Raw genomic sequence first — 12,095 nt, 5'->3', positions numbered from 1 at the left:
AAGTCTTATATTCAAGCACAAGGCTATTTTTAAAATACTAAAAATAGCGAAGATATAATCCATTATAAAAATGTGTTTTATAAATTTTGAGTTTTAAAAAGCTTTTATTTGCAATATAAAAAAAGCCCCCTTAATTTAAGGAGGCTTTTTTTATATTTTTTAAGAAAGAGGATTAGTTTCCTTTGCTCATTTGTTCAAGCACGTCCCAACGTTCCAATTTCTCAAGTAATAACTCGTCAATTTCTGTAAGACGTTGGCTTGCTTTGGTTGCTGCATCAGCATCTTTAACAAACCATGAACCGTCTGCAAGTTTCTCAGAAAGTTCTGCTTGCTCCTTTTCTAAGTTTTCAATTTCAGCGGGTAATTGTTCAAGTTCACGCTGATCTTTATAACTCAGTTTTACCTTTTTAACGGTACTTTGGGCCGCAGCTTTTTCCGCTTCAGCTTTTGCCTGAGCTTTTTTTACATCAGATTTCTGATCTACTACTTTGTCATCTGGACGTTGTTGCAAATAGTCTTGGTAGCCACCGATGTATTCTGCAATATTGCCTTTGCCATCAAATACCCACGTAGAAGTTACTACGTTATCCATAAATGCACGGTCATGGCTAATGAGAAGCAAGGTGCCTTTATAATCAGACAACATTTCTTCTAGAAGCTCTAGAGTCACCATATCCAAGTCATTGGTTGGCTCATCCATTACGATCAGATTCGATGGTTTAAGCAGCAATTTAGCCAATAAGATACGATTTCTTTCACCGCCAGAAAGGGCTTTTACCGGAGTACGGGCACGTTCAGGTGAAAATAAGAAGTCTTGAAGATAGCTATAGATATGACGACGGTTGCCATTCACATCAACAAAGTCAGAGCCTTCTGAAACGTTTGCCATTACGGTTTTTTCAAGGTCTAAGGCATTACGTAACTGATCAAAATAGGCCACTTCTAACTGTGTACCTGTTTTAACTGAACCGCCATGTTCGATTTCACCTAAAATGGCTTTAATTAACGTCGTTTTACCAACGCCGTTATCACCTACCAAGCCAATACGATCGCCACGCATAACAAGGGTAGAGAAATCTTTGATCAGTAAATTATTATCGTAAGCGACACTTAAATGTTCGATATCAAATACTAATTTACCTGAACGATTTGCATCTTGGGTTGCCATACTCACTTTGCCTTGTTGTGAGCGGCGTGCTTTCGATTCTTCACGTAACGCTTTTAAGGCGCGCACACGACCTTCATTACGGGTACGACGTGCTTTAATACCTTGGCGAATCCAAGCTTCTTCTTCAGCTAATTTTTTATCAAATAAAGCATTCTGTTTTTCTTCTGCTTCCATTTGCTGAGCTTTTAGCTCTAAATAGCGAGAATAATTGCCCTCATAACCTCGCAGAATACCGCGGTCGAGTTCCACAATTCGAGTTGCAATGCTATCTACAAAAGAACGGTCATGCGAAATAAACAGAAGCGTTAAATTATTTTGATCTAGTAAGAATTTTTCTAGCCATTCAATACTTTCAACATCTAAATGGTTCGTTGGTTCGTCTAGAAGTAATACATCTGGTTGTGTCAAAAGAGCGCGAGCTAATAAAACACGGCGTTTACGTCCACCTGACAGGTCTGCCAAGTCGGCATTTGGATCGAGACCCATTTTACTTAAAAGAGCATTTACTTTATTTTCGAGTGCCCAACCGTCTAGTTGGTCTAGCTTATGCTGAAGGTTGCCCATACGGTCACAGGCTTCCATATCTCCTAGCATACAAGCATCGGTCGCTTCATGATAAGCTCTGAGTACTTCAGAAGCTTCGCCTGCACCATCTGCCACAATGTCGGCTACTTTGCCAGAGTCCATTGGTACGTCTTGGGCTAACATTGAAACAGTTAGACCATTTTGAATGGAAACTTCACCAGAATCTGGTAATAGGCTTCCCTCGATCAGTTTAAGTAAAGTAGACTTACCTTCACCATTACGACCAATTAAACAGACTCGTTCGCCACGTTCTAGATTAAAGTTCGCGCCATCGAGCAAGGCAGGTCCGCCAAAAGCAAGTTGGACATCCCTTAGGGTAATATAGGCCATAATGTTTTCCAGAATCTCAAATGAGGATTTAAATGACTAAACCACCATATCATGATGATCAAGCGTCATTGTCCGCACCCATTGAAGATTTGCAAGTGCGAATTACATTTTTGGATGATTTAGTTGAACAATTAAATCAACAACTCGCTATTCAGACTCAAGAAATAGCTGATTTAAAAAAACAAATGCAATTTCTTTATCAACGTGTGGAATCATCGGATTTATCGGAAGGTATTGCACCTTTTGATCCATTAACCAATAAGCCTCCCCACTATTAATAAAATGGCAAGTTCAATACTTGCCATTTTATTAGGGGATATTGAGAAATTTTGCTTAAAAACGATGTAATACGATTTTCCCTTTTGTTGTACCGCTTTCAATTTGCTGATGAACTCGTTTTAAGTTTTTAGCATTAATGGGGCTTAAAACTTGCGAAACAGTAGTTTTGATTTTCCCTTCATCAACCAGTTTGCTGACTTCATTTAATAGTTCACTTTGCTTTTCCATATCTTCAGTCTGGAACATTGAACGTGTAAACATAAACTCCCAGTGCACCGATACAGACTTCGATTTAAAAGGCTTAATATCTAACTGTTCTGGATCATCAATTAAGCCAAAATGACCTTGTGGTGCAATCAACTCTACGATATCTGATAAATGTTGATCTGTTTGAGTGGTCGAGAACACATATAAAGGTGCGTTTAAACCTAATTGCTTGATTTGTCCTGTTAAAGGTTGACGATGATCTAATACATAGTCGGCGCCAAGTTGCTTAACCCATTCTTTGGTTTCTGTTCGTGAAGCTGTCGCAATAATCGTCAGATTAGTCAACTGTTTGAGCAGCTGAATTGTAATTGAGCCTACACCACCAGCTCCACCAATCACTAATATTGTTGTATTTTCTGGGGCAACTTTTGGTACTTGTAATCGATCAAATAACATTTCCCATGCTGTGATAGCCGTTAAAGGGAGAGCTGCCGCTTCAGTTGCTTCTAAAGTTTTTGGTTTATGACCCACAATACGTTCATCAACCAACTGTAATTCACTATTACTGCCTTGGCGATTGAGTGCGCCTGCATACCAGACTGCATCTCCGACTTTAAATTGTGAAACTTGACCTCCAATCGCTTCAACGACGCCTACTGCATCCCATCCAAGAGTTTTCCATTGATTATTCTCTGGGTTTACGTTGTTGCGGATTTTAGTATCTACCGGATTCACAGAAATCGCCTGAACACGAACAAGTAGATCATGGCCCTGTGCAACTGGCGTATCGAGTTCAATATCAACGAGTGCCTCTGGCGATGTAAGGGGACCTGCTTTTTGATATGCCACAGCTTTCATAAGAATAATTCCTCTTGTTGGGAGTTTGATCATAACGTAAGCTTAAATTTAGTGACTACAGACAAATAACGCTCATAGTGTCAAAAAGGATACTGTAAAATGGCAAAACTACGACATTCAAGTTTTGATTGCTCTCCGGGTTGTTCAGTTGAGGCGGCCATTAGTTTGATTGATGGAAAGTGGAAGTGCGTCATTCTTTGGCATTTATTTAATGAAGGCACTTTAAGGTTTAATGAAATTAGAAAACGTGTTCCGAGCATTACCCAAAGAATGTTGACAAATCAGCTACGTGAGTTAGAACAGGACGGAATTATTCATCGGGAAGTTTATCCTCAGGTTCCGCCTAAAGTGGAATATTGCCTGACCGATTTAGGACAAAGTCTTGAGCAGATTCTATTTGCTTTAAAACTGTGGGGTGATGCCCATATTGACCGATTTGGAAAATTAGCACTTGTTAAGGATGATCAAAACTCTTAAATATATTTGAGCTACATTATGGCAATTTGCACTGTGAAATACCGATATTTTGGGTCTTGCGATCTTATCGTGCATTATTTTTATGATGTAACTTGCGTTTTCTGGTCAGCTTATGCAACTCTAATAAAAGAGATTAATAGGTTTTGCTATGGACAATATGGGAATTTGGGTTACCGTTATCATTGTTCTTTTCGTACTAGGCTCCATTTTTGGTTTAAGAGTGAGCCCACGTGAAAAGGCACTTGGTATTATGCGTGATAAAGCACGCAAAATGGGATTACACCCACGTGTAATCGTTGCACCTGAATGGACACATGTCCCAATGGCGACTGAAAAACGTGCCAGCATGGTTGCTTATTATAGTGTATTGATTCCTGATGCCCGTTTATCTTTAATGCGTGCTCGCGTTATAGACGGCAAATTAAAAGTGGTGCAGGGCGATGAGAAATTTAATGATTCTCCCATTGCATTAAAAGGGATTTATGCTATTGATATGCAGGCAAACTGTGTAGGGCTTTATTGGGATGAGGAATCAGACCTGAGAGCAACACAATTAGATGAGATGAAGGCTTATCTGTTGACCTTGGCTAAAGCCTGATTTTTAAATTTATTGGTATAGGAATAACATTTTATATGGCGAATACCTCGCGCTCTGCATCTCAAAGCACAGCATCTACTGCACCTGCTGCACATAAACGTGCCTTAGTGATTGTGGAGTCGCCTGCCAAAGCGAAAACCATCAATAAATATTTGGGTTCGCAATTCATTGTAAAGTCTTCTGTAGGTCACGTACGTGACTTGCCAACAGGTGGCAGTAAATCAACAGAGAAAAAGCCGGCTGCCCGGACTAAACTCACCGAAGCCGAAAAAGAACAAAAAGCTAGTCAGGCTTTAGTTAATCGTATGGGGGTTGATCCTGAACATGGTTGGGAAGCTCATTACGAAGTTCTGCCAGGTAAGGAAAATGTTGTTGCTGAACTCAAAAAACTCGCCAAAGATGCCGATGCAATCTATCTCGCAACGGACTTGGATAGAGAAGGGGAAGCCATTGCTTGGCACCTAAGAGAAGTGATTGGTGGTGATGACAGCCGTTATCACCGCGTAGTATTTAACGAAATTACCAAAAATGCCATTCAAGAAGCATTTAAACAGCCAACACGCCTAGATTTAAATCGTGTGAATGCTCAGCAAGCACGCCGTTTCTTAGACCGTGTTGTGGGCTTTATGGTTTCACCACTACTTTGGGAAAAAATTGCCCGTGGTTTATCTGCTGGACGTGTGCAGTCAGTAGCAGTGAAACTGGTTGTAGAGCGTGAGCGTGAAATTCGTGCTTTTATTCCAGAAGAATATTGGCAAGTTTTTGCAGATACCCAAGCCAAAAAAGATGATATTCGTCTTGAAGCCTTTAGACAGGCTGGTAAAACCCTTAAACTGAAAAATAAAGCTGAAACTGATGCTTTATTAGATGTTTTAAAAGATGCTGAATATAAAGTTGCACAGCGTGAAGATAAACCAACTAAGGTTAATCCAAGTGCACCTTACATCACTTCAACTTTGCAACAGGCTGCAAGTACACGTTTAGGCTTTTCTGTGAAGAAAACCATGATGTTGGCTCAGCGTTTATATGAAGCCGGTTTTATTACCTATATGCGTACTGACTCAACTTTCTTGAGTGATGATGCAGTAAGTATGGTGCGTGCCCATATTGAAAGCCAATATGGTGAAAAATATTTACCAGCAAAGCCAAACCGTTATGGTAACAAAGCGGGTGCTCAAGAAGCCCATGAAGCGATTCGTCCATCAAATGTTGCACTTACTGGTGATCAGCTTGCGGGTGTAGAGCGTGATGCTCAACGTCTATATGACTTGATCTGGCGTCAGTTTGTTGCGTGTCAAATGACACCAGCAGAATATTTATCTTCTACTTTAATTGTTGAAGCAGCGAATGTTGAGTTAAAGGCAAAAGGCCGTACGCTTGTATTTGAAGGCTTCACGAAAGTACGTGGCGCGAATAAGTCAGATGACGATATTATTTTACCTGCTATTAAAGTAGGCGAGATATTAAAATTAGAAAAGTTAGATCCAAGTCAGCACTTTACTAAACCACCTGCACGTTTTACTGAAGCATCTTTGGTTAAAGAGCTTGAAAAACGTAGTATTGGTCGTCCTTCGACCTATGCAGCGATTATTTCTACCATTCAGGAACGTGGTTACGTTAAGTTAGAAAACCGTCGTCTTTTCGCCGAAAAAATGGGTGAGATTGTGACGGATCGTCTCGATGAAAGTTTTAATAACTTGATGAACTATGCCTTTACGGCAGACCTTGAAGGACAGCTTGATAAAGTTGCAACAGGCGAGCGTAATTGGAAAGAGTTACTGGACACTTTCTACGGCGACTTTAAGAAACGTCTTACCAATGCTCAAGGTGAGCAGGGAATGCGCCGTAACCAACCAGTTGAAGTACCAGCAGTACATTGCCCTGAATGCTCACGTCCAATGCAGATTCGTACGGGTACAACAGGTGTATTCTTAGGATGTTCTGGCTATAACTTGCCGCCTAAAGAGCGTTGTAAGGGTACATTGAACTTAACACCTGTTGAGTCTTTAGCTGCGCTCTCTGATGATGATGGTGCTGAAACTGCTGACTTAATGTCAAAACATCGCTGTGCGAAATGTGGCACAGCCATGGACAGCTATGTGATTGATGGTGGTCGTAAGCTTCACGTATGTGGTAACAACCCTGACTGCGATGGATTTGAGCTTGAAGAAGGCGAGTTCAAGATTAAGGGTTATGATGGCCCAACGATCCCATGCGATAAATGTGATGGTGAAATGCAGCTTAAGACGGGACGTTTTGGTCCGTATTTCGCTTGTACAAGCTGTGACAATACTCGTAAAGTCTTGAAGAGTGGTCAACCTGCGCCTCCACGTGTAGAACCGATCAAGATGGAACATTTGCGCTCAACGAAACATGATGACTTCTTTGTATTGCGTGATGGTGCGGCGGGCTTATTCTTGGCAGCAAGTAAATTCCCGAAAATTCGTGAAACACGTGCGCCAAAAGTTGCAGAGTTACGTAGTGTGGCAGCTCAGCTTGATCCAAAATATCAATTTATTTTACAAGCACCAGATGTAGATCCTGAAGGTAATCCAACAATTGTGAAATTTAGTCGTAAGAATCAATCACAATATGTCGGTTCGGAAACCCCAGAAGGCAAACAAACTAAATGGAGCCTAGTTTACCAAGATGGTAAATGGGTTGAGGGCTAATCAAGTCCAACATAAAAAATGCTAGCTCAGCTAGCATTTTTTATGTCTAAAACAATAAAAGAAAATTTTAATTTTATGGGGAATAAGAATGTGGAAAAACATTCGGGTCTTATGCTTATTAATTATTTTATTGATTGTTGCTGTTCAAGCATGGCGAGATCAAAATCAAGATTGGAATCAGCCAGTTGTCGTTATTTTACATCCAGTTAATGCAGATAGTTTAGAGACAACCCAGAGCTATATACATCAGTTAAAAAACGAAGATTTTTGGGCAATTAGCAGCTATTTAAGTGAGTGGTCACAGCATTATCGTGGGCAATCAGGAAACTTTACAATTCGCCTAGGACAACAGTTACAGCAACGACCGCCTGAGGTTCCTCAAAACGCTAATATTTTGCATATTATTTGGTGGAGCTTAAAATTTCGTTTCTATGCATGGCGACATCAACAACCTGAAGATAGTGGTGCCTCACTTAAACTTTATTTAAATTATTATGATCCCAACTACCAAAAAGTCTTGATCCATTCGACTGCTTTAGAAAAAGGTCGAATTGGTAGCGTGAATTTATTTGCGACCAAAACACAAGCTTCACAAAATCAGGTCGTGATTGTTCATGAGTTATTACACGGCTTTGGGGCACAAGACAAATACGATTTAAAAACTGGACAGCCTGTTTACCCTTTAGGTTATGCTCAACCTGAAAAAGTGCCTCTATATCCACAGACTGATGCCGAAATCATGGGGGGTCGAACACCTTTATCTGAACAGAGCAGTAAAATGCCGAATGGTTTACATGAAACATTAATTGGTTTACCTACAGCCCAAGAAATTGGCTGGGTGAAATAAAACTGTGGATAAATACTGCTTTATCCACATCAATTGTTAAAAAACGATGCAGATTTTATACAGACAAAAAATGTGAAGTGCATCACTATTATCAGGTAGATGAAATTCTAATGCCTGATAATAAGAGTAGCCATGATGAAAACTGTAGGTAATGATTTGGTACGTAATCAGTTACATGCTGACCGTAAATGGTATTTGATATTAGGGTTTGTGCTTATTGGTTTTGGTCTGATTTTATTTAGTTCATTACCATTTGCGACCTTTTCTGTTGTTTTTTTATTTGGAATACTCATGATGGTTGGCGGTGTTTTACACCTTGTCGCAGCTATGAGTGTTTTTAAAGGCGCAAGCCGATGGTTGTGGGCAATCTTTGGTGTGCTTTATTTAATGGCTGGTTATTATGCGTTTTCTACTCCAGTCACTACAGCAGTGGTGCTGACAAGTCTATTGTCTATAGCGCTGATTATTGCTGGTGCTATACGTACTATAAATGCAATTTTACTTAAGCCCATTACTGGATGGGGCTGGACCTTATTTTCAGGATTACTTACTCTGTTTACGGGTATTTTAATTTTAGTTTCTAAAGATTCACCTTTTTGGGTATTAGGAATGTTCCTTGCTATTGATATCTTATTTCAGGGAATTAACTTTTTAGGTTTGGCATCAGCTATCAAACATCTTCCATCTAGTTCAAAAACAGTATCTTAAAAATCAATATTGAACCAAAGAGCACTTTAGGTGCTCTTTTTGTTTTTAGGGAGGTGGCCCCATCAGTTGTCGGGGTCTGTTAAACTATGTCTTGGTGTTTTAGCGATATGTGTTATGAGTCTTGCAAAATTAATTAATGAACTAAATGCTCAGCAAAAAAAAGCAGCGACTACGTCTGCACAGAACTGTTTAGTTTTGGCGGGCGCTGGTTGTGGCAAGACTAAAACCATTGTTGCTCGTGCAGCCTATTTAATTGATCAAGGCTTGCCAGCGAACCAAATTCAGATTTTAACGTTTACTCGGCGTGCTGCGAGTGAAATTGTTGCAAGAGTAGAGCAGCATGTAGGAGCACAAGCAAAGGGTCTGCGAGCTTCAACTTTTCATACTTTTTGTATGTATTTACTACGCCGTAATCCACAAGCTTTTGGATTAAATCAATTTAGTATTATTGATCGCGATGATCAGTTACTGATGTTTCGTTTATTAAGAGGCAAAGATAAAGATAATGTCTTGCCTAAAGCTGCAGAGCTTTGTGATTTATATTCTTATGCCCGAAATACTCAAACAAAGCTTTCTGAAGCATTAATTAAACAGCTTCCAGATGCATATGAGCATAAGACTCAAATTGCAGATTTAATGAAAACCTATGAGCAGCGAAAAAGAGAGCGTAATTTTTTAGATTACGACGATATTTTATCAATTGTGGCTGTTCATTTACAAAACTCTGAGGCACTCACCAACTGGGTGGCAGGATTTTGTCAGGCATTGTTAGTTGATGAAATGCAAGATACAAACCCTTTGCAATGGGCTTTATTACAACCCCTGATTGGCAAAGTGAAGTTGTTTTGTGTGGGCGACGATGCACAGTCGATTTATGGTTTCCGTGGTGCCGACTTTGAAAATATCCATTCTTTTAAAGAGCGAATACCTGATGCAGTCATTCATACACTGGATTTAAATTATCGCTCGACTCAAGAAATCTTGGATTTATCAAACTGGTTGTTGGCGCATAGCCCCATTGATTATCAAAAACAGCTACAAGCGCATCGTGGCCAAGGGCAAAAGCCTCAGCTACACCTATTTGGTAATGAATATGAAGAAGCAAACTGGATTGCACAGGACTTAATAACGCGACATCAGCAAGGGGCAAGCTGGCACGACCATATGGTTTTGGTGCGTTCTGGTTATAGTGCACGATATCTGGAAGGGGCTTTTATTGCTGCTGAAGTACCTTATCGTTTTATTGGTGGGGTAAAACTTCTTGAGTCTGCTCATGTGAAAGACGTACTTAGCCTGCTACGTATTGTAAGTAACCCTCACGATGATTTGGCGTGGATGCGTTTTTTAACCTTGTGGGATGGTATTGGTGATGTTGGTGCGAGTAAGCTCGCTCAAGAGCTGATGGGTATTGTTGATGTTGAAGAGCGCTGCAACCGTCTAGAACGCCATGGAAAAGTCCCTTTACAAGCGATTTTAATTTTAAAGCAGCTAGATGTATTACAGCAGCATGTTGAAGCAAGTATTGGCTTAGCACTCGATGCTTTAGGTGAACAGCTAGAGCAAAATTATAAAACTAAAGATTGGTCACGCCGATTAAAAGACTTTGATTTGGTCAAGCAACTTGCCCGTAAACATGCGTCTTTAGGTGAATTTCTCGAAGAATATGTTCTTGAACCTATTTCAGTTTCTGAAATTGAGAAAGCAGCTGATCAAGATTTAGTGACTTTAATTACGATTCATTCAGCTAAGGGTGCTGAACAAAAAGTCTGTTATGTACCTCATGTATCGCCAAATCAATATCCTTATGCAAGGGCGCAAGGCGATTTTGATGATGTCGAAGAAGAGCGCCGTGTATTGTATGTTGCGCTAACACGTGCAGAAAATGAATTAATTTTGACGAAGCAAAATCTCAATACATGGTCAGAAGACAATTATGACGAACAAGGACGTAAAATTGAAAGCTACTTCCTAAATGATCTTCCTGCACATTTGGTTCAGGCAAAGATTCATAGGCAAGTGCCGCAGCCATTTGCTAAAAAACAATGGAACCGTTCATCTACAGTAAATTTAGGTTTTGGTATCGATCTGGATTAAACTACTGTATAAGACACTGTGATTACTTAAATATATATTGGCTGCTCCCTTTAATTGCCAATTAAGGTTAGAAAATGAAGATATTAGTTCGTAATTTAGATCGTGCTGTGAGTGAAACTGAAATTTTAGAGTTATTCAAAGCATATGGTAAAGTTGATACGTGTGTTCTTGTTACTGATAAAGACACAGGTAAATCGAAAGGTTTTGGTTTTGTTGAAATGCCTAACCCACGTGAAGCAATTAAGGCAATTAAAGGCTTAAACCTGCTTAAAGTTAAAGGCAATGGAATTCGCGTTAAAGCAGCCGAAGAGTAAGTCTATAGTTTGAAAAGACAGTTTTTAGCTCTTTCGATTGTAACGCCAAATGGTACTCGTATCGCTGAAGGTATCAAAACACTCGAAGTGCGTTCATGGGTACCTACAAAACTGCCAATCAAAGATCTATTAATTTTCGAAAATCAAAACTTTCTTTTCGCAGATACAGATGAAGAAGAAGGAGTTGCTGTCGCTTTGGTTGATGTCGACTCTATTCATACTTGGCGAAATGATGAGGTCAAGTTGGCCTGTGCATCTACTTGGAGCGAAGGGTATTTCGCGTGGGTCTTAAGTAATGTTCGTCCTATAAAGCAACCACTAAAAGTTTTAGCGAAACGTAAAATTTATTAAGTTGAGCTGGATTTACCATAAATAACGTTGATTTTATTAATGGAGTCGGTAAGCTAAAGAATAGCTGTTGCAATAGCGATTTTAAAACAGGAAAGTTTAGTTATGTCACGTGTTGCTCGTTATCATGCCGATCGTACCAATCAGAAGCTCTATTTTGCGCGCTTAGCGTGTCAACAAGCAGAACAGACTGATCATGTGCAGCAGATACAAGCCTACCGTGAAGCAGCTGTATTTCATTTACATGGCGCAATGTTAGCGTTCTTACAAGAATTGGTACGTTATTACCGTTTAAATGAATTGCAACCCACTTTAAAATCTATTGAAGAACATATGGCGGCAAAAGGACAGGTGTCTCCAGAAGTGTCCGTTTTGCAACAATTAGCAAAAGATGGTTTTATCGCAGAGCTCAAACGAGCTTATCGTATGTGTCAATATGCACCAGAACCTAAAGAGCCGACCCCAGAAGAAGAAACATCTTCTAATCTCATTATCAAAGTGACTCAAGGTCCTCAATCTTGGTTGCCAGATGTTAAGATTTTGCGTGAATGGCATCGCGAATTAAGCCATTTAATTGATGGTTTTCGTAATGAAATGGTCGAGTTCTAAA

At 39.8% G+C, this 12,095-nt stretch carries 12 protein-coding genes; 10 read left to right on the top strand and 2 right to left on the bottom strand.

Annotation, left to right across the window (positions count from 1 at the left end):
- Nucleotides 1–172: 172 nt before the first annotated feature.
- Nucleotides 173–2,083 carry a ribosomal protection-like ABC-F family protein gene (gene abc-f / locus OD757_RS13695; protein ID WP_263032213.1) on the bottom strand — a complete coding sequence of 637 codons (1,911 nt, stop codon included), beginning with the start codon at nucleotides 2,081–2,083 and terminating at the stop codon, nucleotides 173–175.
- A 32-nt stretch (nucleotides 2,084–2,115) separates the two neighbouring features.
- Between abc-f and OD757_RS13690 the strand changes: the two genes are divergently transcribed.
- Entirely contained in the window at nucleotides 2,116–2,361 is a 246-nt protein-coding gene (locus OD757_RS13690; RefSeq protein ID WP_009392991.1) for a SlyX family protein, read from the top strand.
- A gap of 55 nt (nucleotides 2,362–2,416) precedes the next feature.
- Here OD757_RS13690 and OD757_RS13685 read toward each other — a convergent pair whose 3' ends face one another.
- Nucleotides 2,417–3,427: a zinc-binding alcohol dehydrogenase family protein gene (locus OD757_RS13685; RefSeq protein ID WP_263032212.1), complete on the bottom strand. Its 1,011-nt coding sequence runs from the start codon at nucleotides 3,425–3,427 to the stop codon at nucleotides 2,417–2,419.
- Between the two features lie 99 nt (nucleotides 3,428–3,526).
- On the opposite strand from OD757_RS13685, the gene OD757_RS13680 reads away from it, so the two are divergent.
- From OD757_RS13680 to OD757_RS13640, 9 genes are all read left to right on the top strand, one after another.
- On the top strand, nucleotides 3,527–3,904 hold the full coding sequence (locus OD757_RS13680; RefSeq protein WP_263032211.1) for a winged helix-turn-helix transcriptional regulator: 378 nt from the start codon (nucleotides 3,527–3,529) through the stop codon (nucleotides 3,902–3,904).
- A gap of 148 nt (nucleotides 3,905–4,052) precedes the next feature.
- The gene (locus OD757_RS13675; protein ID WP_009393208.1) at nucleotides 4,053–4,502 is read left to right on the top strand and encodes a hypothetical protein; all 450 of its coding nucleotides are present in this window, start codon (nucleotides 4,053–4,055) and stop codon (nucleotides 4,500–4,502) included.
- A gap of 35 nt (nucleotides 4,503–4,537) precedes the next feature.
- Complete coding sequence (gene topA / locus OD757_RS13670) at nucleotides 4,538–7,174, top strand: type I DNA topoisomerase (protein WP_263032210.1); 2,637 nt, start codon at nucleotides 4,538–4,540, stop codon at nucleotides 7,172–7,174.
- An 88-nt stretch (nucleotides 7,175–7,262) separates the two neighbouring features.
- On the top strand, nucleotides 7,263–8,021 hold the full coding sequence (locus OD757_RS13665) for a hypothetical protein (RefSeq protein WP_263032209.1): 759 nt from the start codon (nucleotides 7,263–7,265) through the stop codon (nucleotides 8,019–8,021).
- Between the two features lie 135 nt (nucleotides 8,022–8,156).
- The gene (locus OD757_RS13660; RefSeq protein ID WP_034678993.1) at nucleotides 8,157–8,729 is read left to right on the top strand and encodes an HdeD family acid-resistance protein; all 573 of its coding nucleotides are present in this window, start codon (nucleotides 8,157–8,159) and stop codon (nucleotides 8,727–8,729) included.
- Between the two features lie 114 nt (nucleotides 8,730–8,843).
- Nucleotides 8,844–10,823 carry an ATP-dependent helicase gene (locus OD757_RS13655; RefSeq protein WP_263032208.1) on the top strand — a complete coding sequence of 660 codons (1,980 nt, stop codon included), beginning with the start codon at nucleotides 8,844–8,846 and terminating at the stop codon, nucleotides 10,821–10,823.
- 74 nt (nucleotides 10,824–10,897) lie between these two features.
- Complete coding sequence (locus tag OD757_RS13650) at nucleotides 10,898–11,137, top strand: RNA recognition motif domain-containing protein (protein WP_009393068.1); 240 nt, start codon at nucleotides 10,898–10,900, stop codon at nucleotides 11,135–11,137.
- Between the two features lie 9 nt (nucleotides 11,138–11,146).
- Complete coding sequence (locus tag OD757_RS13645) at nucleotides 11,147–11,488, top strand: ASCH domain-containing protein (RefSeq protein ID WP_263032207.1); 342 nt, start codon at nucleotides 11,147–11,149, stop codon at nucleotides 11,486–11,488.
- A gap of 102 nt (nucleotides 11,489–11,590) precedes the next feature.
- On the top strand, nucleotides 11,591–12,094 hold the full coding sequence (locus tag OD757_RS13640) for a DUF6586 family protein (protein ID WP_263032206.1): 504 nt from the start codon (nucleotides 11,591–11,593) through the stop codon (nucleotides 12,092–12,094).
- The last annotated feature ends 1 nt before the right edge of the window (nucleotide 12,095 follow it).

The organism is Acinetobacter sp. AYS6, from assembly GCF_025630795.1.
Classification (GTDB): Bacteria; Pseudomonadota; Gammaproteobacteria; order Pseudomonadales; family Moraxellaceae; genus Acinetobacter.
This window is presented reverse-complemented; position numbering and strand designations above follow the sequence as displayed.